Genomic DNA, 23,937 nt, shown 5'->3' with positions numbered 1-23,937 from the left:
CCTCGGATCAGGCACGATAAGGTCGTAACCCAGCGGGACGAGCCTCGAACAGAGATCTGACACATCTGATGGCAAAACACCTCATTCACCGCGGCTCGCGCCATGCGCTGGCACTCCTCGTCTCCGCTGCGCTCGTCAGCGCGGCCACCGCGCAGAGCGCGCCGACGCCAAAGGCCGCGCCCAAGGGCCGCGATGGCGCCGCGCAGGCCAGCCAGGACAAGGGCCCGACCACCACCGGCGCCACCCAGGCACCGCCGAATCCGGTGATCCCCGATCCGCGCCGCAACGTGCCTGCGAACATCTTTCAGACCTTCGACGCCAACCAGAAGGCGCAGGCCGCCAAGGTGTCGGCCTATCTGTCGTCGCTGCAAACGCTGGTCGGCAATTTCGTGCAGGTCGGCCCCGACGGCACCAAGACCAAGGGCGACTTCTACATCCAGAAGCCCGGCAAGGTGCGCTTCGAGTATGACGATCCGAGCCCGATCGAGATCGTCGCCGACGGCTCCTCGGTCGCGGTGCGCGATCGCAGGCTCGCCACGCAGGACATCTACCCGCTGTCGCAGACGCCGCTGCGCTATCTGTTGTCCGACCGCATCGACCTGATGAAGGACACCAACGTCGTCAGCGTCACCGCCGATGACGTGTTCGTCAGCGTTACCATCGAGGAGAAGCAGGCGCTGGTCGGCACCTCGCGCCTGATGCTGATGGTCGGCGCCAAGGACGGCAAGCTCAAGCAGTGGACCGTCACCGATCCGCAGGGCTACGACACCACCGTCGCGGTCTACAATCTCGACGCGACGCAGAAGCCCGACCCGGCGCTGTTCAAGATCGATTTTACGACATACCCAGGCTCGTCACCGGGCTGACGCTCCCTCCAGCTGTGGACAATCCGAATCCCGCATCGAGAACCGTGCTAAGACGCAGCTCTCATGCGGTTCTCCGTCACCACCTGGAACATCAATTCGGTGCGCCTGCGCATCGACATCGTCGCCAAATTCATCAAGGCGGCGCGGCCGGACGTGCTGTGCCTGCAGGAGACCAAATGCATCGACGACGCGTTTCCGCTGAAGCGCTTCAAGCGGCTCGGCTATGAGCACGTCGCGCTGAACGGGCAGAAGGGCTATCACGGCGTCGCCATCATCTCGAAGCTGCCGTTCGAGAGCACCGACATTAGGACATTCTGCGACAAGATCGACTCGCGGCACATCTCGGTGTCCTTCGGCGAGAAGGCGCAGCTCGCAAAACCGCTGGTGCTGCATAATTTCTACGTGCCGGCCGGCGGCGACATTCCCGATCCCGCGCTCAATCCGAAATTCGAGCACAAGCTGCAATTCCTCGACGAAATGAAAGCCTGCGAGCCGCTGCATCCGCGCGGCGACGACCGCCACATCCTGGTCGGCGATCTCAACGTCGCGCCGCATGAGAACGACGTCTGGTCGCACAAGCAGCTCTTGAAGGTGGTCTCGCACACGCCGGTCGAGACCGAAAAGCTGCTCGCCGCCCAGATGCATGGCGAATGGTTCGACATCGCGCGCGAGCGCATCCCGATGTCGGAGAAGGTCTACACCTGGTGGAGCTACCGCGCCGCCGACTGGACCGTCGGCGATCGCGGCCGCCGGCTCGACCACATCTGGGTGTCGCGCGCGCTGAAGGATTCCGTCAGCGACTTCACCATTACCCGCGACGCCCGCAGCTGGGAGCGCCCGTCGGACCACGTGCCGGTCACCGCGGTGCTGGAGGTTTAGGCAACGTTGCGCCGCCGAGACCGTCACACTCAAGACCCAACCCATCACCCTGAGGCGGCCGCTTGTTCAGCGGCCCTCGAAGGGTCGACGGCCACCAGCCGGGCCATGCATCCTTCGAGGCTCGCCGAAGGGGCGAGCACCTCAGGACGACGGGATCGGAGAGCAATGACAGCTACGTGCTCAGCTTCGCGCCCGCCATCAGAATATCGCTGGCGAGCTGGCTGGTCCGCATCGCCATTTCGTCGCGCAGCCGTCGCGCGGCGGCGGGGTCGCTCTCCAGCACGCGCTGGAACAGGCTGCGGGCGACGCGGATGACGGAGGCGCGCTCCAGCGCGGTCGCGGTCGACGGCCGCTTCATCGCCACGATCAATGCGAGCTCGCCGATCAGCGCGCCGGGGCCGGCGACGATCTCGGCGCCGCCTTCCTCCACGCGGAACGAGCCGCGCTGCACGACGTAGCCGGCATCGGCGTCGTCGCCGGCCTTGAACAGCACGTCACCGGAATTGAAATCGCGTTGCTCGGAGCCGATCGCCAGCATGCGCAAGGAGCTGTCGCCCAACAGACGCATTGTGGGGACCTGCTCGAGCAGGGCTACATCATCATCGATCGACATTCAGGGCCGGTGACCGGAGCGCGCCTCGATTTCACGAATCGTTGAGCGCAAAGCGTATCACGGCACCAGCTTGTAGCCACCGGCTTCCGTGACCAGGATCTCCGGGTTGGCGGCGTCCTTCTCGATCTTCTGGCGGAGGCGGTAGATGTGGGTTTCCAGGGTATGGGTGGTGACACCGGAATTGTAGCCCCAGACCTCCTGGAGCAGAGTCTCGCGCGACACCGGCATCTGGCCGGCGCGGTAGAGGAAGCGCAGGATCGCGGTTTCCTTTTCGGTCAGCCGCACCTTCCGGGCATTTGCCGCGGTCAGCATCTTGGAGCCGGGCCGGAACGAGTAGGGGCCGACCGAGAACACCGCGTCCTCGCTGGCCTCATGCTGGCGCAGCTGTGCCCGGATCCGGGCCAGCAGCACCGCGAAGCGGAACGGCTTGGCGACGTAGTCATTGGCGCCGGATTCGAGACCAAGGATGGTGTCGGAATCGGTGTCGTGGCCGGTCAGCATGATGATCGGGGCCTTGAAGCCGCCCTTGCGGAGCGAGCGGACCACTTCGCGGCCATCGGTGTCGGGCAGGCCGACGTCCATCAGGACCAGATCGGGGGAATTGGCTTTGGCGGCGCTGGCGCCCTTGGCGCCGGTGTCGACCGCCGAGGCTTCGAATTCCTCGTGCAGCGACAGTTGCTCGACCAGCGTATCGCGCAGATCGGTATCGTCATCCACGATCAAGATCTTGCGGGCATTGGCCATAGATAGGATCCTTCGAGGCAGGCGGGGTGGCCAGCAGCGGACAGGCGCGTGGCCGGACTTCCGGTAGATATGGCTTCAGGTAGGCGGTTGTTACTGATTCACAAGGCGGCGCAGTTTACCCCAAAATCGGCAGGCGAGACGTGAATGTCCTGCAATCCCCGTCAGATATGCCGATCGGGGATTTGAAGGCAAGTTCGGTTTGGAATGATTCTGAAAGGAAGATCAGCTATTTCAATCACTTATATGACAGATGTGCGTGATCGCCCGCTTGCCGCCATTCATGTTCGCCGCGCCGCCGGCGACCCCCGCCGGGGCTGGTTGGCGGCGGATGGATGGGTGGTGCCGGTGGCGCTCGGGCGCGGCGGCATCCTCGCCAACAAGCGCGAGGGCGATGGCGGCACGCCGCGCGGCGTCTACCACCCGCTCAGGCTGTGGTGGCGCGCCGACCGCTTCCAGCGGGCCGCGCATCGCCGGCCGCGGCAGCGCCGTATTCCTGCATCTGGCGCGGCCGAATTTCTCGCCGACCGCGGGTTGCATCTCGATGACGAAGGCCTCGATGCTGCGCCTGTTGCGGCGGATGGGGCCGGGCACGAAGATAGTGATCGGATAGGAAACGCCATGCTCGACAACAACGCGATCGCCGCCGCCTCGAAGATGTTGACCGATCATTGGCGTGCCGGCACGAAGCTCGGCAATCTCGATGAATCGATCCGCCCGCGCGACCGTGTAGAGGGTTACGCGATCCAGGCCGCGCTGGAAAAAACCTCGCGCGAAAAACTGTTCGGCTGGAAGATCGCGGCGACCAGCGCGGCCGGGCAGAAGCACATCAATGTCGCGGGCCCGCTGGCCGGGCGCATCCTTGCCGAGACTGTGATCGCCGATGGCGGTACCGCATCGATGAAGGGCAACGAGATGCGCGTCGGCGAGCCGGAATTCTGCTTCCGCATGGCGCGGGACCTGCCGCCGCGCGCGCAGCCTTACACGGTGCAGGAGGTGCTCGACGCGGTCGGCACGCTGCATCCGGCAATCGAGATTCCGGATTCGCGCTTCGCCGATTTCGTCGCAGCGGGCGAGGCGCAGTTGATTGCCGACAATGCCTGCGCGCATCTGTTCGTGCTGGGCGAAGCGACCGCCGCCGACTGGCGGGCCCGCGATCTCGCGGAGGAGCGCCCGGTCATCACGCTGCGCGGCGAGCGCACCATCGGCCACGGCAAGAACGTGCTCGGCGATCCCCGCGTCGCGCTCGCCTGGTGCGCCAACGAACTGCGCGCGCTCGGCATCACCTTGCGGGCAGGGGAGGTGGTCACGACAGGCACCTGCCACCCGCCGCTGCCGATCGCGGCGGGCGACGTGTTCGCGGCGGATTTCGGCGTGCTGGGAAAGGTGTCGGTACGGTTCGCGTAGGGCACATCCGCGCCACCACACCAGCGTCGTCGTGGCGAAAGCCAGGACCCATTACCACTGAAGCTGGTTGCCGGAAGAACGTCGGGCCGCGCGCCTTTTTGCGACGGCCGCGGAGTATGGGTCCTGGCTTTCGCCAGGACGACGGTTAGATATGCGGCGCCGTCCGCGTGCCGAAAATCGCCGAGCCCACCCGCACATGCGTGGCGCCCATCTGGATCGCCGTCGCGAAATCCGCGCTCATGCCCATCGACAGGCCGCTCAGCCCATTGCGCGCGGCGATCTTGGCGCAGAGCGCGAAATGCGGGGCGGGCGCCTGATCGACCGGCGGGATGCACATCAGCCCCGAAATTGACAGGCCATAAGTCTCGCGGCACGCTGCAATGAAGGTATCGGCGTCCTGCGGCGCGACGCCAGCCTTCTGCGGCTCCTCGCCGGTATTGATCTGGACGAACAGTTCCGGGCGCCTGCCCTGAGATTTGATTTCCTTGGCTAACGCTTCGCAAATGCTGGCGCGGTCGACGGAGTGGATCGCATCGAACAGCGCAACCGCCTCCTTGGCCTTGTTCGATTGCAGCGGACCGATCAGATGCAGCACGAGGCCCGGATGGGACTGCATCAGTGCCGGCCACTTGCCCTTGGCTTCCTGCACGCGATTTTCGCCGAATACGCGCTGTCCTGCGGCGATTATCGGAAAAATTGCATCGGCGGCGAAGGTTTTCGATACCGCGATCAGCGTCACCGAAGCGCGGTCGCGCCGCGCTTCCTTGCAGGCGCGCGCGATCTCCTGCTCCACGGTGGCGAGGCCGCTTGGTGAATCCGCTGCTAACGGCGTGGTTCGGCTTTGCGTCATGTTTGTGCCGTTCTCTGACAGGCTGCGGGGGGTTTCTCGAATTTTACCAAATTCGGGAAAGGCTTTTTGAAGCCCTTCATTCTAGCCTTGGCGCAAGGGGCAAGGGACTAGATGTCGCGCCTGACTTTCAACCGCAACCGCGTCAAACTCAAGAAGCTTCTGGGTATTCGTGCCCGGCTGGCCTTGTTGGCCTTGATGCTGGTCGCGCCCCTGATGCTGGATCGCGTCCGCACGCTCGAGGATTCCCGCGCCAGACAGGTGGCGCAGGCCGCGGAAGGCTACGCCAACCTGACCAGCCGCGCCGCCGAAACCCAGCGCGAGGTGGTGTCCTCGGTCGAGACCATGCTGAAATCGGCCGCCTATATCCGAGCTTCCAGCGGCGTGGCGCGAAGCTGCGAGCTGCTGCGCGCCAGCCTGCCGACGATCTTGCCGTGGATCCGCAGCATCATGTTCGTCTCGCGAGACGGCCTCGTGCAGTGTTCCACCCTCAACACCCAGGTCGGGCTCGATCTCGGCGACCGCGACTATTTCAAGAAGGCGCAGGAATCGCGCGGCTTCGTGTTCAGCGACTATCTGTTCGGCAAGACCAACGGCCGCCCGATGATGATGGCGGCCTATCCGGTGTCCGCAATCAATCCCGAGCTGGATGCCGTCGTCGTCGCCGGCATCAATATCGACTGGCTGTCGCAGATCATGGCCAACCTCGGCGGCCAGCCGGGGATGTCCGCGGCGCTGGTCGACAGCACCGGCGTCGTGATCGCCGCACCGGCCGATCATGCCAGCCTGATCGGCCGTTCGCTCGACACCGTGCCGCTGATGTCGGCGATCGCGGAGAAGGCGCTGAGCTATGACGAGCCGTCCGGCTCGGTGTCGTTCACCGCGGCCGACGGCGCGCAGCGCACGCTGAGCTTCGCCCGCATCGCCGGAACGCAGGCCCGCCTGATCGTCAGCATGGATGAAGCGAGGGTCACGGCTGCGATCAACCGCGAGATCCGCACCGCCTATCTGCAGCTTGGCTTCGTCTGCCTGTTCGTCTTGCTGGGCGCCCTGGTCGGCGCGGAGCGGCTGGTGATCCATCCGATCGAGCTGATGACCGGCATGGCCAAGCGGTTCGGCGAGGGCGACTGGTCGGCGCGGGTCGCCAAGCACAAGCTGCCCGCAGAGTTCGTGCCGCTGGCGCGCGCCTTCAATGCGATGGCGGCGCAGCTCAGCCAGCGCGAGCGCGAGCTCGTCGCCTCCAACGACCGCCTTACCGTGATGGCCTCGATCGACGCGCTGTCCGGTCTTGCCAACCGCCGCGGCTTCCAGAGCCGGCTCGACTTCGAATGGATGCGGGCGCAGCAATATGACAGCGAGCTGTCGCTGATGATGATCGATGTCGATCACTTCAAGCTCTACAATGACACCTATGGCCATCCCGAGGGCGATGCCTGCCTGACCAGGCTCGGCGCGACGCTGGCCGGCATCGCCGCCGACACGATGGGCTTTGCCGGCCGCTACGGTGGCGAGGAATTCTGCCTGCTGCTGCCGAACACCGACGCCGCCCATGCGCTCGCGATCGGCGAAACCGTGCGCACCGCCGTGCTCGGCCTCGCCGCGCCGCACGCCACCTCGAGCCACGGCATCGTCACCGTCAGCATCGGCGTCGCCACGACCAAGCCGAACGAGGTCCTGCGCCCCGGCGACCTGATCGAAGCCGCCGACGCCGCGCTCTATGCCGCGAAACGGCGTGGCCGCAATGCGGTGGTCGAGCACGGCTTCCTGCAAACGCTGGACGAAGCCGGGATGGCGCTGGCGAGCTGAAGGCCACGTTCTCTCCGCCGTCGTCCTGGCGAAAGCCAGGACCCATTACCCCGAACGTCAGCCATCGGACGCTGGGGCCGCGATCCCTTCCGCAACACGACTCAGTGATTATGGGTCTTGGCCTTCGCCAGGACGACGGCGTGGGGGGTTCCGCGCCCAGACCGACGTTCTCGAGGCCGGCTACTTCAGCCGTCCCAGGCAATCCTCGCCCGCCCTGCGGCATAGGCAGAGCGGTTGCGCTGGCCAACGAGGCCTTGGGACGCCGCAAACCGTTGACCCCACGGGCGTTTCTATGGCCTAGTCCGCCGTCCTTTGCCGGGACCGGAAAACCACCCAAAGCCACCTAGAATCCTTGCGATTTCATGACCTCTGAACGCTACAACGCCCGTGAATCCGAGCCCCGCTGGCAGCGCCTGTGGGACGAGAAGGCGATCTTCGCCTCCAGGAACGACGATACGCGGCCGAAATACTATGTGCTCGAGATGTTTCCCTATCCGTCGGGGCGCATCCATATCGGGCATGTCCGCAACTACACGCTGGGTGACGTGCTGGCGCGGTTCATGCGGGCCAAGGGGTTCAACGTGCTGCACCCGATGGGCTGGGACGCGTTCGGCCTGCCGGCGGAGAACGCCGCGATCGAGCGCAAGGTGGCGCCGAAGGCCTGGACCTACGACAACATCGCCGCAATGAAGAAGCAGCTGCGCTCGATCGGGCTGTCGCTGGACTGGAGTCGAGAGTTCGCGACCTGCGATCCCAGCTACTACAAGCATCAGCAGAAGATGTTTCTGGACATGCTGCGCGCCGGGCTCGCCGAGCGCGAGAAGCGCAAGCTGAACTGGGACCCGGTCGACATGACCGTGCTCGCCAACGAGCAGGTGATCGACGGCCGCGGCTGGCGCTCGGGCGCCGTCGTCGAACAGCGCGAGATGAGCCAGTGGGTCTTCAAGATCACGAAGTACTCGCAGGAGCTGCTGGACGCGCTCGACGGGCTGGACCGCTGGCCCGACAAGGTGCGGCTGATGCAGCGCAACTGGATCGGCCGCTCCGAGGGCCTGCTGATCCGCTTCGCGCTGGATCCGGCCACGACGCCGGCCGGCGAGACCGAGCTGAAGATCTTCACGACGCGGCCGGACACGCTGTTCGGCGCGAAATTCATGGCGATCTCGGCGGATCATCCGCTGGCGCAGGCGGCGGCCGCGAAGAACCCCAAGCTCGCGGAGTTCATCGCCGACATCAAGAAGATCGGCACCGCGCAGGAGATCATCGATACCGCGGAGAAGCAGGGCTTTGATACCGGCATCAAGGCGGTGCATCCGTTCGATCCGAACTGGAAGCTGCCGGTATACGTCGCGAACTTCGTGCTGATGGAATACGGCACCGGCGCGATCTTCGGCTGCCCGGCGCACGACCAGCGCGACCTCGACTTCGTCAACAAGTACAACCTCGGCAATGTGCCGGTGGTCTGCCCCGATGGCCAGGACCCGGCAACATTCGTCATCACCGACGTCGCCTTTGACGGCGACGGCCGCATGATCAATTCGCGCTTCCTCGACGGCATGACCATCGAGCAAGCCAAGGAAGAGGTTGCGAAGCGGCTGGAGGGCGAGTTGCGCGGCAACGCGCCGGTCGGCGAGCGCCAGGTGAACTTCCGCCTGCGCGACTGGGGCATTTCGCGCCAGCGCTATTGGGGCTGCCCGATCCCGGTGATCCACTGTCCGACATGCGACGTGGTGCCGGTGCCGGACGACCAGCTGCCGGTGGTGCTGCCGGAGGATGTCAGCTTCGACAAACCGGGCAACGCGCTCGACCATCACCCGACCTGGAAGCACGTCAACTGCCCGCAATGCGGCGGCAAGGCGGTGCGCGAGACCGACACGATGGACACCTTCGTGGACTCGTCATGGTACTTCGCGCGCTTCACCGATCCCTGGAATACGACCGCGCCGACCACGCCCGCGGTCGCCAACCGGATGATGCCCGTCGACCAGTATATCGGCGGCGTCGAGCACGCGATCCTGCATCTGCTCTACAGCCGCTTCTTCACCCGCGCGATGAAGGCGACCGGCCACATCGACATGACCGAGCCGTTCGCCGGCATGTTCACCCAGGGCATGGTGGTGCACGAGACCTACCAGAAGGCTGACGGCACCTGGGTCACGCCGGCCGAGGTGAAGGTCGAGATGGTCGGCACTGAACGCCGCGCGACGCTGCTCGAGGGCGGCGAGACAGTCACGATCGGCCCGATCGAGAAGATGTCGAAGTCGAAGAAAAACACCGTCGACCCCGACGACATCATCGCGAGCTACGGCGCCGACGTCGCCCGCTGGTTCATGCTGTCGGACTCGCCGCCGGACCGCGACGTGATCTGGAGCGACGAGCGGGTGCAGGGTGCCTCGCGCTTCGTGCAGCGGCTGTGGCGGCTGGTGAACGAAGCGGCCGAGATCGCCAAGGCGGCGCCGGCGGCGCGGCCGGCCGCGTTCAGCCCCGAGGCGCTGGCGCTGCGCAAGGCCGCCCATGGCGCGCTGGACAAGGTGTCCGGCGGCATCGAGCGGCTGCACTTCAACGTGTGTCTCGCCCATATCCGCGAGTTCGCCAACGCACTGGCCGAGGTGCTGGCCAAGGGGGACAAGCCGGCTCCCGATGTCGCCTGGGCGGTCAGGGAAGCGGCCGTCATCCTCGTTCAACTGTTCTCGCCGATGATGCCGCATCTGGCCGAGGAGTGCTGGGCGGTTTTGGGCCAGAACGGGCTGGTTTCGGAGGCCGATTGGCCCCAAATCGAACGCGATTTGCTGGTCGAAGACAGCGTCACCCTGGTGGTCCAGGTCAACGGTAAAAAACGAGGTGATGTTACCGTGCCACGCACCGCCCAAAATGCGGATATAGAGGCTGCCGTTTTGGCGCTTGATGCGGTAAAAGTCGCCCTCGGCGGCAAACCCGTCCGCAAGGTGATCGTAGTGCCCATGAGGATCGTCAATGTCGTCGGCTAGGATCAGGATCGCTGCCCGGCTTTTGGCCGTCGCCGCCTTGGCCGCGCTGACGGCCGGCTGCTTCCAGCCGATGTATGCCGAGCGCACCGACGGCTCGCCCGCGCTGCGTGACAAGCTGATGGCGGTCGAAATCCCGCCGGTCGACAAGAACAACGCCTCGCGCGAGGCGCGGGTCGGCGTCGAGATTCGCAACGCACTGGCCTTCAAGCTTTATGGCAACGCCACCGGCATGCCGCCGACGCATAAGCTGGTGCTGCGGTTCTCGACCGGCCGTTCCTCGCTGATGATCGATCAGACCACCGCGCTGCCGACCAGCGAGAACTACTCGATCGACGCGCAGTTCAACCTGATCGAGATCGCTTCCAACAAGTCGGTGATGACCGGCACCACCTTCTCACGCGTGTCCTACGACATGCCGGGCTCCTACCAGCGCTTCGCCCGCGCCCGCGCCTTCCGTGACGCCGAGGATCGCGCTGCGCAGGAGATCGCCGACAACATTCAGACCCGGCTGGCCTCCTTCTTCGCCACCGGGACCTGATCACCGCATTGGTCGCACTCCGCGGAAAAGAGATCGACAGCTTTCTCGCCCGGCCCGATGCCGGCCGGCCGATCATCCTGCTCTATGGCCCGGACACAGGCTTGGTGCGTGAGCGCGCCGACGCGCTGATGGCCTCCGCGGTCGACGATCCCAACGACCCGTTCTCGCTGGTGCGGCTCGACGGCGACGAGCTCGCCGCCGAGCCCTCGCGCCTGGTCGATGAAGCCATGACCGTGCCGCTGTTCGGCGGCCGCCGCGCCATCCGCGTCCGCGCCGGCACACGCAACTTCTCCAGCGGTGTCGAGACGCTGTCGGAGATGGCGTTGAAGGAATGCCGCATCGTGATCGAGGCCGGCGAGCTGCGCGCCGAATCGCCGCTGCGCAAGATCTGCGAGCGCGCGAAGAACGCAGTGGCGATCGCTTGCTATCCGGACACCGAGCGCGATCTCACCAAGCTGATCGAGGACGAGCTGCAGATCTCCAACCTCCGGCTCGCGCAGGATGCGCGCGCGGTGCTGATGTCGCTGCTCGGCGGCGACCGCCAGGCCTCGCGCAACGAGCTGCGTAAGCTGGCGCTGTTCGCGCACGGCAAGGGTGAGATCACGCTCGATGACGTGATGACGGTGGTTTCCGACGCTTCCGAGCTGAAGCTCGATCCGATCGTCGACGGCGCCTTTGCCGGCAATGCCGCGCTGGTCGAGACCGAGTTCACAAAAGCGATGGTCGCCGGCACCTATCCCGGCGTGATCATCTCCGCCGCGCAGCGCCAGGCAGCGTGGCTGCACAAATCGGCACTGGCGATCGCAGAGGGCACGCCGGCGTCGGCCGTGCTCGAAGGCGGCTTCCCGCGGCTGCACTTCTCGCGCAAGCCCGCCGTCGAGATCGCGCTGCGCAATCTCAGCCCGCCGCGGCTGGTGGCGATCATCGATCAGCTCGCGACCGCCGCGCTCGACATGCGCAAGCAATCTTCGCTCGCCGCGGTGATCGGCCAGCGCGCACTGCTCTCGATCGCGGCGAATGCGAAGCGGAGGGGCTAGAGCGGGACGTTGCAGCAGTCGTCATTGCGAGCCAACGCGTCGCAATGACGCGGAGAGAGATCGGGAGAACCTAGCCGCCCTCCAGCCGCCGCACCACCTCGTCGAGCTGCTCGAGGTTGCGGTAGCTGATCTGGACGGTGCCGCCGGGATCGCGATGGCTGACGGTGACGGCGAGGCCAAGCGCGTCGCTGACGCGTTTCTCCAGCGCCAGCGTGTCGGCATCCTTGGCGATCCTGGCCGCGGCGCTCGCGCGCGGCTTCTGCGGCTTGCGCTCCGGCACGCCTTCTTCATGCGCCAGGGCCTCGGCCTGGCGGACATTGAGACCCTCGGCGACGATGCGCTTGGCCGCAGCGAGCGGATCGGGCACGCCGATCAGCGCGCGGGCGTGGCCGGCGGAAAGATCGCCCTTGGCGATCAGCGCCTGCACCTCGTTCGGCAGTTTGGTCAGCCGCATCATGTTGGCGACATGGCTGCGGCTCTTGCCAACGATCTTTGCGATCTCTTCCTGGCTGCGTTTGAACTCGTCGGCGAGCGCGTGATAGCCCTGCGCCTCCTCCATCGCGTTGAGATCTTCGCGCTGGACGTTCTCAATGATCATGATCTCGAGCGCGTCGGAATCGCTGACCTCGACCGGCACGATCGGCACTTCATGCAGACCAGCGAGCTGCGAGGCGCGCCAGCGGCGCTCGCCGGCGATGATCTCGTAGCGGTCCTGCACGCCCTTGATGGCACGCACCACGATCGGCTGGATCACGCCGCGCTGCTTGATGGAATCGGAAAGCTCGCCGAGCTCGGCATCGGCGAAGCTGCGCCGCGGATTGCGCGGGTTGGCCTTGAGGAATTCGATCGGCACCTTGCGCTGGTTGCGCGGCCGCTCGATATGTGCGGCCTCGCCGCCGACATCTCCGATCAGGCTTGCCAGCCCGCGCCCCAGTCGCGAACGCGCTTCATCGGCCATTGTTGCGAGCTCCCTTGGATTCACGCGCAGTACTCCAGACTTGAATTTCAGAATCGTCGAATGGGTCGCGCGAAGCGAAACCCATTGCCCTCATGGCGTATCGTGATGGGTATCGCTGCGCGCCACCCAGCCTGCGCATCGTCAATGCGTGCGCAGCTCGCGCTCGCGCTGGATCACTTCGGTGGCGAGCTTCAGATAGGCTTCGCTGCCGGCGCATTTCAGATCGTAGACCAGCACCGGCTTGCCGTAGGACGGCGCTTCCGAGATGCGCACGTTGCGCGGGATCATGGTGTCGTAGACCTTGGCGCCCATGAACTGGCGGACGTCGGCGACGACCTGGTTCGACAGGTTGTTGCGCGAGTCGAACATGGTCAGCACGATGCCGTGGATCGACAGGTTCGGATTGAGCGTCGAACGCACCTGCTCCACGGTCTGCAACAACTGCGACAGACCTTCGAGCGCGAAGAACTCGCATTGCAGCGGCACCAGGATCGCATCCGATGCTGCCATCGCGTTCACGGTGAGCAGGTTGAGCGACGGCGGGCAGTCGATCAGCACATAGGTGTAGTCGTTGTCGGGCGAGACGTTGTTGTTCAGTCCGGCGATCGCATCGCGCAGCTTGAACGCGCGGCCGGGCGTGGTGCCAAGCTCGAGCTCGAGGCCGGAGAGATCCATCGTCGAGGCCGCGATGTGCAAACGCGGCACCGCGGTCGCGACCACCGCATCGCGCAGCGGCGCTTCGCCGATCAGGACGTCGTAGGTCGAGCAGCTGCGGTTGCGGCGGTCGATGCCGAGACCGGTCGAGGCGTTGCCCTGAGGATCGAGATCGACGATCAGGACGCGCTCGCCAATTGCCGCGAGTGCGGTGCCGAGGTTGATCGCTGTGGTGGTCTTGCCGACGCCACCCTTCTGGTTGGCGAGCGACAGGATGCGCGGATGGCCCGGCGCCGAAGGCGCCCTATCCTCTTGATAAACCTCGTCCATCACAGTCATACCAAAACACCATTTGCTTTTGCGGAGTCCCCTAGCGCCGCTCGATTGACCCGAGTTCGACGATCCAGCCATGTCCGCCGGTCCGGCTGGAATGTAGCTTCGGCTCGATTTTCCAATATTTAGTGGCCTCGGTCAATTCGGCCTCTACATCTTGCCCCTTCAAAAACAGGGCTTTGGCGCCCTTTTTGACCCACGGCTCCGCGAAGCCGATGAGCTGATGTAACGGAGCCAGCGCCCGCGCGGTGACGCAATCGATGGGCGCCCTGATTCTATCCACAGTATCCCCGATGTCAGCGAGATGCACTGTCCCCGGCGCGCCCGTGACGCGAATCGCTTCGCGCAGGAATGCCGCCTTCTTGGCGATTCGCTCGATCAGATGGACGTGTCCCCCGGGCGTCTCGGCCAGCGCGCAGGCCAAGACGATGCCGGGAAAGCCGCCGCCGCTGCCGAGATCGACCCAGGATTTTGCCGACGGAGCGAGCTTCAGGAGCTGGAGCGAATCGGAGATGTGGCGGGTCCACAGAGTGGACAGAGTCGACGGCGCAACCAGGTTGGTCTTGGCCTGCCATTCGAGGAGGAGCGCGACGTAGCGATCCAGGCGCGCTTTCGTTTCGGGTGTAACGGGGGTGAGTGCCAAGGCCGCCGCCTTGTCGTCAGCGGAGATCATGAGTTCTGCGGGCCGTGAAGCTTGAGCCATGTGGGCGCCGGACGTACTGTCATTGAGCGAAGCGAAGCAATCCATTGTGCCGTCGGGGAGCGATGGATTGCTTCGTCGCTTCCCTCTTCGCAATGACGCGGACCGGCCTCTCGACCATTCGTTTCACGTGAAACGCTACGCCGTCGCCTTCGCGGTCTTCCGCCGTGCCTCGCGCCGCAGATAGGCGGCCAGGATACCAAGCGCTGCCGGCGTCATGCCGTCGATCCGGCCGGCCTGCCCGACTGTCCGCGGCTGCGCCTTCTGCAGCTTGGCGCGCGCTTCATTGGAGAGTCCGGGCACATCGGCATAATCGATATCGGTGAGCGACAGGCTCTCGTCACGCCGGAAGGCGTCGACATCGGCAGTCTGGCGCTTCAGGTAGACGTCGTACTTGGCGTCGATCTCGAGGTGCACGGCGATTGAAGGATCGATGGCCGACAGCTCCGGCCAGATCGCCTGCACGGCCGGCCATTCGATGTCCGGGTAGGCCAACAGCTCGAAGGCGGAGCGACGATGGCCGTCACGATTGAGCGACAGGCCGTGCCGGGCGGCTTCGTTCGGGGTGATCGACAGCGACTTCGCCAGCACCCTTGCGGCATCCAGCGCCGCCATCTTGGTCCGGTGGCGCGCGGCGCGGGCCGCTCCGACGCAGCCGAGCGCGATGCCCTTGTCGGTGAGCCGCTGATCGGCGTTGTCGGCCCGCAGCGTGAGCCGATATTCGGCGCGCGAGGTAAACATGCGATAGGGCTCGGTGATGCCGCGGGTGACGAGATCATCGATCATCACGCCGAGATAGCCGTCGGCACGATCGAACACGATCGGATCGGCGCCGCCGGCGGCCAGCGCCGCATTGAGCCCAGCCACGATGCCCTGCCCCGCTGCCTCTTCGTAACCGGTGGTGCCATTGATCTGGCCGGCCAGGAACAGGCCGCGCAGACGCTTGGCCTCCAGGGTCGGATCGAGCTCGCGCGGATCGACATGGTCGTATTCGATCGCGTAGCCCGGCCGGACCATCTTCACCCGTTCGAGGCCGGGGATGCTGGCGAGGATCGCGAGCTGGACCTCCTCCGGCAGCGAGGTCGAGACCCCATTGGGATAGACCGTGGTGTCGTCGAGCCCTTCCGGCTCGAGGAAGATCTGGTGGCCATCGCGGTCGCCGAAGCGGACGATCTTGTCCTCGATCGAGGGACAATAGCGCGGCCCCGTGCTCTTGATCTGGCCGGAGTACATCGGTGAGCGATGCACGTTGGCCCGGATCACCTCATGGGTCGCCGGCGTGGTCCGGGTGATGCCGCACTGGATTTGCGCGGTCGTGATCCGGTCGGTCATGACCGAAAACGGCTCCGGCGGATCGTCTCCGGGCTGCATTTCGACCGCCGACCAGTCGATCGTGGTGCCATCCAGGCGCGGCGGCGTGCCGGTCTTGAGCCGGCCCAGCGTAAAGCCCGCCCGCTCGAACGAGGCGGACAGCCCCATTGCCGGAGCCTCGCCGACCCGGCCCGCGGGCCAGTTCCGCTCACCGAGGTGGATCAGGCCGCGCAGAAAGGTGCCGGTCGTGATGACGACCGCGCCGGCGGAGATAGCGCGGCCATCACCCAGACGGATGCCGGTGACCCCGCCGTCGGCCACGATCAGTTCTTCCGCCTCGCCTTCAATGACGCTGAGATTCGCGGTCTCTGATATCGCCGCCTGCATCGCCGCAGCATAGAGCTTCCGATCAGCCTGAGCCCGTGGACCACGGACCGCCGGACCCTTGCGGCGATTGAGCATCCGGAACTGAATGCCGCCGGCGTCGGCGACCCGGCCCATCAAGCCATCCAGAGCGTCGACCTCGCGCACCAGATGGCCCTTGCCCAGGCCACCGATCGCGGGATTGCAGGACATCGCCCCGATGGTCGCGAAGCAATGGGTCACAAGGGCCGTCCGGGCTCCCATTCGGGCAGCCGCACTCGCGGCTTCGCAGCCGGCATGGCCCCCGCCGATGACGATCACGTCAAATGAGTCTGCCCGCGAATTCATGCGGGACTTCTATCGCGGAGTGATGAAAGCCGGAAGAACGAAGTTGAGATGCGGTTAGCCGGAGGGGCCCAAACCCGCTCGGACATATGGATCGGGCACGCAGGTGCAATCGGGGCGTTCTGTTTCACGTGAAACGACGATTGGGGGAGCCGGCGTTTCACGCGAGACAAGTTCCGAACCTGCCCGGCCTTGTTTCACGTGAAACGGGGTGCGCAACCCTGAACTCATTTTCCGCAAAACAACCCCATGCAAAGGACCCTACTTCCCGACACAGAACTCCCGGAAGATCACGTCGAGGATATCCTCCACATCGACCCGGCCCAGCAGACGGCCCAGTGAGACCGCCGCGGTGCGAAGTTCCTCGGCAGCGAGTTCCTCGCCCCGCCCGACGACCTCGATGCTGCGGCCCAGCGCATCTACCGTCTGCTGCAGCAACTCGCGCTGCCGGACCCGCGTGATCAGCCCGCCCTCGCCGGCTCCGAAGTAATCATGCGCAAACCGGACCAGACTCCTGATCAGCTCGGGGATCCCGTCGCCCCGAGCCGCCGAAATCCTGAACTCGACAGTTCCGTCGCCCGGCTCGGCCAATGGCCGACCAAGGTCGATCTTGTTGCGCACCAGCCAGACCGGCGTCGTTCCCTCGTGCGCAGCCCCGCCATCGGTATCACTCAGCCACAGCACGAGATCCGCCTCCGCGGCGCGGGAGCGGGCGCGGCGGACCCCCTCCTGTTCGACCGGATCGTCGGTCTCGCGGATGCCTGCGGTGTCGATCACCGTGACCGGATAGCCGTCGAGATCGAGCTGCACCTCGATGACATCGCGCGTGGTGCCAGCGTGCGGCGAGACGATCGCGACCTCGCGCCGGGCCAGCTGATTGATCAGGGTCGACTTGCCGACATTCGGCGGACCTGAAATCGCAACCACCAGGCCGTCGCGCAGCCGCTCACCCTGGGCCTGTGCCGCAAGGACAGCTTGAATTTCGTCATGAAGCGACCTGATCCGCTGCAGCGCCGGCGCGATCAGCTCGGCGGGCACGTCGCCTTCGTCGGAGAAATCGATGCCGGCTTCGATCAGCGCCGACGCCGCGATGATGCGTTCGCGCCAATCGCGCGCGCGATCGCCGAGCAGGCCCTTCAACTGCCGCAGCGCCTGGCGCCGCTGGCGGTCGGTGTCGGCATGGATGAGGTCGTCGAGGCCCTCGGCCTCGGTCAGATCGAGCTTGCCGTTCTCGAAGCCGCGCCGCGTGAATTCACCTGCATCGGCCGGGCGCACATTGTCGAACCTGGCCAGCGCGTCGAACAATGCCGTCAGCACCGCGCGTCCGCCATGGACATGAAATTCGGCGACGTCTTCGCCGGTGGCGCTGGCCGGGCCCGGGAACCACAGCACCACCGCATCATCGATCGGCTGGAGATCCAGGTCCCTCAGCAAGGCTCTGGTCGCCGTCCGCGGGACCGGCAGCTTGCCGGCCAAATCCGACATCACCGATTCGGCCATTGGCCCAGACACCCGGACGATGGCGATCGCACTCGGTGGCCGGCCTGACGACAAAGCAAAGATGGTTTGGTCGCGCGGATGCATTGCCTATTAGGTCGCGAGCTTTCGGAAAGGCAACGCTGTTTCTCTTCGCTGCGAAAAGACCCGCATGTTGCGACGCAGCATGACCGTCAGAAGACTGCAGCACGGCTGCAGCAATTTTGTTGCAAATGGCGTCGCTGAACCGTCGGCCAACCTCCAATTTAGGATATACCAACGATATCAATAGATTATACGGTAAATGAACGCTTTATGGGCTCCGACCTGTTGCTGCACGATTTTGCAGCAATACCCGCAGCATGAAAAGGGCGCCCCGTTTGCGCGGAGCGCCCTGTCCCATTCGAAGCCGTTGGTCTCAGGTGTTCATGGAGTCGAAGAACTCGGAATTGCTCTTCGTGTTGCGCAGCTTGTCGAGCAGGAAGTCGATCGCATCCATGGTGCCCATCGGATTGAGGATGCGGCGCAGCACGTACATTTTCTTCAGCACCTGCGGATCGGTGATCAGCTCCTCCTTGCGGGTGCCGGAGCGGGCGATGTCGATCGCCGGGAAGGTCCGCTTATCCGAGACCTTGCGGTCGAGGATCAGTTCGGAGTTACCGGTGCCCTTGAATTCTTCGAAGATGACTTCGTCCATGCGGCTGCCGGTATCGACCAGCGCGGTCGCGATGATGGTCAGCGAACCACCCTCCTCGATGTTGCGCGCGGCACCGAAAAAGCGCTTCGGCCGCTGCAATGCGTTGGCGTCGACACCGCCGGTCAGCACCTTGCCGGATGATGGCACCACGGTGTTGTAGGCGCGGCCGAGGCGCGTGATCGAGTCGAGCAGGATCACGACGTCGCGGCCGTGTTCGACCAGCCGCTTGGCCTTCTCGATCACCATCTCGGCGACCTGGACGTGACGCACGGCCGGCTCGTCGAAGGTCGACGACACCACCTCGCCCTTCACCGATCGCTGCATGTCCGTGACTTCTTCCGGACGCTCGTCGATCAGGAGCACGATCAGATAGCAGTCGGGATGATTTGCGGTGATGGAGTGCGCGATGTTCTGCATCAGCACGGTCTTGCCGGTGCGCGGCGGCGCCACGATCAACGCGCGCTGGCCCTTGCCGATCGGCGCGACGATGTCGATCACGCGCGCGGACAGATCCTTCTTGGTGGAGTCTTCGAGCTCCATGCGGAAGCGCTGATTGGGAAACAGCGGCGTCAGGTTGTCGAAATTGACCTTGTGCTTGGCCTTTTCCGGATCCTCAAAATTGAGCGTGTTGACCTTCAGCAGCGCGAAATAGCGTTCGCCTTCCTTCGGGCTGCGAATGTGGCCTTCAATGGTGTCGCCGGTGCGCAGGCCGAAACGGCGAATCTGCGAGGGCGAGACGTAGATGTCATCGGGGCCGGGCAGGTAGTTCGCGTCGGGCGAACGAAGAAAGCCGAAGCCGTCGGACAGCACCTCGACGACGCCCTCACCGATAATGTCGGTCTCGGCGATCGCGAGCTGCTTGAGGATAGCGAACATCAGCTCCTGCTTGCGCATGGTGCTGGCGTTTTCGACCCCATTCTCTTCCGCAAACGAGACGAGCTCGGCCGGCGTTTTCGATTTGAGGTCCTGGAGTTTGATTTCCCGCATTGGGGTAGTCCTGTGAGGAAGTAAGTAGGGAAGGGATGCGAAGTGGCTTTGGAAAAAGCGGACGCCAAAGGAAGGTCCGCAGGTCTCAGCCAGGAAAGTGCCGTTGGGGCTTTCGAACCTGATGCGGCGCCGGCCCGAAAAGAACCGGAACGCGACCACATCCGCCTGCGTGGGGTGGGATAATATCTATATAGAAAATCGATCCGTCCTTCGCAAGAAGGACTGAAGCATGCTTGCTAAGCATCGTCATGTCCAGGACGCCTAGAACGGCTTGATCACCACCAAGAGCACGATCAGAACCATCAATACTGTAGGTACCTCGTTGATAATACGGTAGAATTTCTGGCTGCGCTGATTCCGGTCTGCGCCGAAATCCCTCACGCAGCGGGACAAAAAGCCGTGGATACCCGACATGATCAGCACCAGCGTAAATTTGGCGTGAAACCAGCCCGACAGGTACCAATGTCCGGCCCAGACCAGATAGAGCCCGGCGAGCCAGGTGATGATCATCGCGGGATTGATGATCGCCTTCAAAAGCCGCCGCTCCATGACCTTGAAGGTCTCGGACTGCTTCGAGCCGATCTCCGCCTCGCAATGATAGACGAACAGCCGCGGCAGATAGAGCATGCCCGCCATCCAGGAGATGACGGCAACGATGTGCAGCGCCTTGATCCACTCATACATCGCGGGGATGCCTTCCAGGAACAGCTTGGGTGGTCTCAGCGTTGCGAACCGAGCTTTGCAAGCGAGGGACCGATACATATCCGCAAGCTCGGTTCTCCTAAACCTATTAATTTTAGATTCTAAGGTTTGAGTCTGAATGGCGGTGGATTTGACTCATGCAAGGCGATCCAGCCGTTCCTGCGGGCTTGTTCACATCCCTCAACATTCCGGAGCGCCGGCATGGCTGTCCGAAATCCAGCGTTCGGCTCAATTGCTTGCGCCGGTCTATGGCCAGCTTATGAAGAGACAAATCCACACCTACCCACTATCATCGCCGCTATGACGCCGACTTATCCTTTTGCGAGGTGCTGTGAAGAAAGGGATGAGATATCCAGCGGCCGGCCGGCGGCGGCGGATTCTCGTCCTCGACCTCCACAGGGATTCACAGGATAGACAGGGGCTCTGGTGCCGACGACCTCCAACTATTTCCACCTGCATCTGGTGTCGGATTCGACCGGCGAGACGCTGATCACCGTGGCGCGCGCGGTCGCCGCTCAATACGCCAACGTCACCGCGGTCGAGCATGTCTATCCGCTGGTGCGCAGCCAGAAGCAGCTCGATCGCGTGCTCGACGAGATCGAGGAATCGCCCGGCATCGTGCTGTTCACGCTGCTGGAGAAGGATCTCGTCGGCCGCCTCGAGGCCAAGTGCCGCGAGATCAACGTCCCGAGCCTGTCGATCATCGGACCGGTGATGCAGTTGTTCGAGGCTTATCTGGGTGCCGCCACCACCGGACGCGTGGGTGCGCAGCACGTGCTCAACGCGGAATATTTTGCCCGCATCGATGCACTGAACTTCACGATGATGCATGACGACGGTCAGCACGTCGAAGGTCTCGAGGAGGCCGATGTCGTGCTGGTCGGTGTCTCCCGCACCTCGAAGACGCCGACCTCGATCTATCTCGCCAACCGCGGCATCCGCACCGCGAACGTGCCGCTGGTGCCGGGCATTCCGCTGCCGCACCAGCTTGAGACGTTGAAGAAGCCTCTGGTGGTCAGCCTGCATGCCACGCCGGAGCGGCTGATCCAGGTTCGGCAGAACCGCTTGCTCACCATGGGTGACCGCGACAATGAAACCTATATCGACAAGCAGGCGGTGGCCGACGAGGTCGCCTTTGCCCGCCGCCTGAGCGCGAAATTCAACTGGGCGCTGCTCGACGTGACGCGGCGCTCGATCGAGGAGACGGCGGCCGCTGTGATGAAGCTCTATAACGACCGCCAGCGCGCGCGGCCGCTGGAAGAGCTGTAGGTGATGGGCATCTGGCTCGGACAACAGCGGCTGATTCTCGCCTCGCAAAGCCGCGCGCGGAAAATGCTGCTGGAAAACGCCGGCCTCGATGTCGAGGCGCTGCCGGCCGATATCGACGAGCGCGCGGTGCAGCGGGATTCCGGTCTCTCGGGGCCCGGCGAGATCGCCGCGTTCCTGGCGCGGGAGAAGGCGCTGTTCGTTTCCGGGCAGCGGCCGGCCCAATATGTCGTCGGCGCCGACCAGACGCTGGCGCTGGGGCCGCGGATGTTCAGCAAGCCGGCCGGCCGGGTCCAGGCTGCCGAGCAGCTTCGGCTGCTCGCTGGCCAACCCCACGAGCTGCATTCGGCCGTCGCGGTCGCGCGCGACGGGCAGGTTTTGTTCAGTGACGTGAGCGTCGCGCGCATGACAATGCGGCGGCTCGGCGACGGCGAGATCGAGGCCTATCTCGACCAGGCCGGCGCGGCGGTGACAACCAGCGTCGGCGCCTACCAGCTCGAAGGCCTCGGCGTGCATCTGTTCGAGCGCATCGAAGGCGACCATTTCACCATCCTCGGCCTGCCGCTATTGTCGCTGCTCGCGTTCCTGCGCGGCGAAAAATTGCTCGCGGTGTGAGAAGCGTGGCGACGGAAAGATACTGACCTGATGTTGATCCTTGGACTGACCGGCTCGATCGGGATGGGGAAATCCACCACCGCAAAGCTGTTCGTGGAAGCCGGCGTGCCCGTGTACGACGCCGATGCCGAGGTGCATCGGCTGTACGAAGGCGAGGCCGCGCCGGCGATCGAGGCGGCGTTTCCCGGCACCACCGTGAACGGCAAGGTCGATCGCGCAAAATTGTCGGCGCGCGTGGTGCACGACACCGCGGCGATGAAGCAGCTCGAGCAGATCGTGCACCCGATGCTCGGGTCTTCGCGGCAGAAATTTTTCGCCGATGCCGAGGCTGCCGGCGCGCCCGTCGTCGTCGTCGATATCCCGCTGCTGTTTGAGACCGGCGGCGAGAAGCGCGTCGACGCGGTCGTCGTCGTCACCACCTCGCCGGAACTGCAGCGCGAACGCGTGCTGGCCCGCGGCACCATGGATGCCGCCAAGCTCGACGCCATCATCGCCAAGCAGATGCCGGATGCCGAGAAGCGCAAGCGCGCGGATTTCATAGTGGATACCTCGCACGGACTTGATCCGGTGCGGGCGCGCATCCGCGACATTCTGGCCGAGGTTGTTAAGATGCCAAAGCGGCGCGCCTGATTCGCCCGCTGTTCGGATTGTCTTTGCCTCATGCGTGAAATCGTTCTCGATACCGAAACCACTGGCCTCGATCCGCTGCGCGGCGACCGGCTGGTCGAGATCGGCTGCGTCGAGATCTTCAACCGCATGCCGACCGGGCAGACCTACCACGTCTACATCAATCCCGAGCGCGACATGCCGGCAGAAGCGTTCGCGGTGCACGGACTGTCGACCGAGTTCCTGGCGAGCAAGCCGCTGTTCGCCGAAGTGGTCGACGAGTTCCTGGCGTTCATCGGCGACACACCGCTGGTGATCCACAACGCCTCGTTCGACATCGCCTTCATCAATGCCGAGCTCGACCGCATCAAGCGGGCGACGATCCCGAAGGACCGCCTGGTCGACACCCTGCTGCTGGCACGCCGCAAGCACCCGGGCGTGTCCAACCGGCTCGACGATCTCTGCTCGCGCTATGCGATCGACAATTCCCGCCGCACCAAGCACGGCGCGCTGCTCGACGCCGAATTGCTGGCCGAGGTCTATATCGACCTGATCGGCGCGCGGCAGTCGCAGCTCATCCTGGCGTCGGAGGCGCCTGACGTACGCGCAGGCAGCTATGGCGACACGCCGCGGCGCCAGCGCGAGACCCCGCTGCTGCCGCGTGTCAGCGAGGCCGACCGCGAGGCCCACCGCGCCTTCGTCGCCACCCTGGGCGACAAGCCGCTCTGGAACGATTACCTGCCGCCGCCGGTCCCGGCCGCAGCGCCGGCGGCTTGATCGGGTTGCTCAGTCACCCCGAGATGCCGAGATAATGTGAACGTACTCAGCGTCGTCCTGGCGAAAGCCAGGACCCATTACGCCAACTGCATGTTGTTGGACGACGCTGAGGCCGCTGTCCCGCGCTCAATCAAATTCGGTGGTTATGGGTCCTGGCCTTCGCCAGGACGATGGTGGGAAGAAGCTGTGCGCCACAAATCCATCCCCGTGACCCAGTGAAGGCGTGGAGCTTTATCCTCATCCACTGCTGTGATCGCCCGGCCTGTGCGCAATTGCGCACATGAACCGGGCGACCCAGTATTCCAGAGACGCCAGTGATAGAACCTAGGGGCCGCGGCGTACTGGGTCGCCCCGTCAAGCCGGGCGACGACAGCGAGCAAGTTGATCAGCTCGGCTTGACGCCGGAGGCGGCCTGGGCGGCGGCTT

General features: G+C 64.7%; 21 protein-coding genes and 1 pseudogene. 12 read left to right on the top strand and 10 right to left on the bottom strand.

What is annotated here, in order from left to right; genetic code table 11:
- Positions 1-68 precede the first annotated feature (68 nt).
- Complete coding sequence (locus J6500_RS15935; protein WP_225713651.1) at positions 69-866, top strand: outer membrane lipoprotein carrier protein LolA; 798 nt, start codon at positions 69-71, stop codon at positions 864-866.
- A 63-nt stretch (positions 867-929) separates the two neighbouring features.
- Positions 930-1,745: an exodeoxyribonuclease III gene (locus J6500_RS15930; RefSeq protein WP_225713650.1), complete on the top strand. Its 816-nt coding sequence runs from the start codon at positions 930-932 to the stop codon at positions 1,743-1,745.
- Between the two features lie 172 nt (positions 1,746-1,917).
- Here J6500_RS15930 and J6500_RS15925 read toward each other — a convergent pair whose 3' ends face one another.
- Together J6500_RS15925 and J6500_RS15920 are read right to left on the bottom strand one after the other, a co-directional pair.
- Positions 1,918-2,358 (bottom strand): cyclic nucleotide-binding domain-containing protein, encoded by a 441-nt coding sequence (locus J6500_RS15925; RefSeq protein ID WP_225713649.1) that lies wholly within the window; start codon positions 2,356-2,358, stop codon positions 1,918-1,920.
- A gap of 57 nt (positions 2,359-2,415) precedes the next feature.
- Positions 2,416-3,102, bottom strand: a complete 687-nt coding sequence (locus J6500_RS15920; protein WP_008142830.1) for a response regulator transcription factor — start codon at positions 3,100-3,102, stop codon at positions 2,416-2,418.
- Between the two features lie 243 nt (positions 3,103-3,345).
- On the opposite strand from J6500_RS15920, the pseudogene J6500_RS15915 reads away from it, so the two are divergent.
- Both J6500_RS15915 and J6500_RS15910 read left to right on the top strand, forming a co-directional pair.
- Positions 3,346-3,712, top strand: a pseudogene (locus J6500_RS15915) (L,D-transpeptidase family protein).
- 8 nt (positions 3,713-3,720) lie between these two features.
- Positions 3,721-4,506, top strand: coding sequence for a 2-keto-4-pentenoate hydratase (locus tag J6500_RS15910; protein WP_225713648.1), 786 nt, complete (start codon positions 3,721-3,723; stop codon positions 4,504-4,506).
- A gap of 145 nt (positions 4,507-4,651) precedes the next feature.
- Here the strand turns inward: J6500_RS15910 and J6500_RS15905 are convergent, their stop codons facing one another.
- Positions 4,652-5,356: a YggS family pyridoxal phosphate-dependent enzyme gene (locus tag J6500_RS15905; protein ID WP_225713647.1), complete on the bottom strand. Its 705-nt coding sequence runs from the start codon at positions 5,354-5,356 to the stop codon at positions 4,652-4,654.
- Positions 5,357-5,467: 111 nt separating this feature from the next.
- On the opposite strand from J6500_RS15905, the gene J6500_RS15900 reads away from it, so the two are divergent.
- From J6500_RS15900 to holA, 4 genes are all read left to right on the top strand, one after another.
- Positions 5,468-7,159, top strand: coding sequence for a diguanylate cyclase domain-containing protein (locus J6500_RS15900; RefSeq protein ID WP_225713646.1), 1,692 nt, complete (start codon positions 5,468-5,470; stop codon positions 7,157-7,159).
- A 362-nt stretch (positions 7,160-7,521) separates the two neighbouring features.
- Complete coding sequence (gene leuS / locus J6500_RS15895) at positions 7,522-10,146, top strand: leucine--tRNA ligase (RefSeq protein ID WP_225713645.1); 2,625 nt, start codon at positions 7,522-7,524, stop codon at positions 10,144-10,146.
- Positions 10,133-10,684, top strand: a complete 552-nt coding sequence (gene lptE, locus J6500_RS15890; protein WP_225713644.1) for an LPS assembly lipoprotein LptE — start codon at positions 10,133-10,135, stop codon at positions 10,682-10,684. Before leuS ends, lptE begins: the two co-directional genes overlap by 14 nt.
- Before the next feature lie 8 nt (positions 10,685-10,692).
- Positions 10,693-11,721 carry a DNA polymerase III subunit delta gene (gene holA, locus J6500_RS15885; protein WP_225713643.1) on the top strand — a complete coding sequence of 343 codons (1,029 nt, stop codon included), beginning with the start codon at positions 10,693-10,695 and terminating at the stop codon, positions 11,719-11,721.
- Positions 11,722-11,791: 70 nt separating this feature from the next.
- Here holA and J6500_RS15880 read toward each other — a convergent pair whose 3' ends face one another.
- From J6500_RS15880 to hemJ, 7 genes are all read right to left on the bottom strand, one after another.
- Entirely contained in the window at positions 11,792-12,679 is an 888-nt protein-coding gene (locus tag J6500_RS15880) for a ParB/RepB/Spo0J family partition protein (protein WP_225713642.1), read from the bottom strand.
- A 141-nt stretch (positions 12,680-12,820) separates the two neighbouring features.
- Entirely contained in the window at positions 12,821-13,672 is an 852-nt protein-coding gene (locus J6500_RS15875; RefSeq protein ID WP_225713641.1) for a ParA family protein, read from the bottom strand.
- 31 nt (positions 13,673-13,703) lie between these two features.
- Positions 13,704-14,369 carry a 16S rRNA (guanine(527)-N(7))-methyltransferase RsmG gene (rsmG, locus tag J6500_RS15870; protein ID WP_225713807.1) on the bottom strand — a complete coding sequence of 222 codons (666 nt, stop codon included), beginning with the start codon at positions 14,367-14,369 and terminating at the stop codon, positions 13,704-13,706.
- 135 nt (positions 14,370-14,504) lie between these two features.
- Positions 14,505-16,388 carry a tRNA uridine-5-carboxymethylaminomethyl(34) synthesis enzyme MnmG gene (gene mnmG / locus J6500_RS15865; protein WP_225713640.1) on the bottom strand — a complete coding sequence of 628 codons (1,884 nt, stop codon included), beginning with the start codon at positions 16,386-16,388 and terminating at the stop codon, positions 14,505-14,507.
- 258 nt (positions 16,389-16,646) lie between these two features.
- Positions 16,647-17,969, bottom strand: coding sequence for a tRNA uridine-5-carboxymethylaminomethyl(34) synthesis GTPase MnmE (mnmE, locus tag J6500_RS15860; RefSeq protein ID WP_225713639.1), 1,323 nt, complete (start codon positions 17,967-17,969; stop codon positions 16,647-16,649).
- A 310-nt stretch (positions 17,970-18,279) separates the two neighbouring features.
- Positions 18,280-19,545 carry a transcription termination factor Rho gene (gene rho / locus J6500_RS15855; RefSeq protein WP_211985829.1) on the bottom strand — a complete coding sequence of 422 codons (1,266 nt, stop codon included), beginning with the start codon at positions 19,543-19,545 and terminating at the stop codon, positions 18,280-18,282.
- Positions 19,546-19,806: 261 nt separating this feature from the next.
- A complete protein-coding gene (hemJ, locus tag J6500_RS15850) occupies positions 19,807-20,229 on the bottom strand; it encodes a protoporphyrinogen oxidase HemJ (RefSeq protein ID WP_225713638.1) in 423 nt (140 codons plus the stop codon).
- 444 nt (positions 20,230-20,673) lie between these two features.
- On the opposite strand from hemJ, the gene J6500_RS15845 reads away from it, so the two are divergent.
- From J6500_RS15845 to dnaQ, 4 genes are read left to right on the top strand one after another with little or no spacing between them, the layout of a single operon-like run.
- Positions 20,674-21,516 carry a pyruvate, water dikinase regulatory protein gene (locus J6500_RS15845; RefSeq protein ID WP_225713637.1) on the top strand — a complete coding sequence of 281 codons (843 nt, stop codon included), beginning with the start codon at positions 20,674-20,676 and terminating at the stop codon, positions 21,514-21,516.
- Between the two features lie 3 nt (positions 21,517-21,519).
- Positions 21,520-22,128, top strand: coding sequence for a Maf family protein (locus J6500_RS15840; protein ID WP_225713636.1), 609 nt, complete (start codon positions 21,520-21,522; stop codon positions 22,126-22,128).
- Positions 22,129-22,158: 30 nt separating this feature from the next.
- Positions 22,159-22,758, top strand: coding sequence for a dephospho-CoA kinase (gene coaE / locus J6500_RS15835; RefSeq protein ID WP_225713635.1), 600 nt, complete (start codon positions 22,159-22,161; stop codon positions 22,756-22,758).
- A 30-nt stretch (positions 22,759-22,788) separates the two neighbouring features.
- Positions 22,789-23,511 (top strand): DNA polymerase III subunit epsilon, encoded by a 723-nt coding sequence (gene dnaQ, locus J6500_RS15830; protein WP_225713634.1) that lies wholly within the window; start codon positions 22,789-22,791, stop codon positions 23,509-23,511.
- Positions 23,512-23,937 lie beyond the last annotated feature (426 nt).

The organism is Bradyrhizobium semiaridum (assembly GCF_020329505.1).
Classification (GTDB): domain Bacteria; phylum Pseudomonadota; class Alphaproteobacteria; order Rhizobiales; family Xanthobacteraceae; genus Bradyrhizobium; species Bradyrhizobium semiaridum.
The sequence above is the reverse complement of the archived record's forward strand: the minus strand, read 5'-3'. Positions and strand labels throughout refer to the sequence as shown.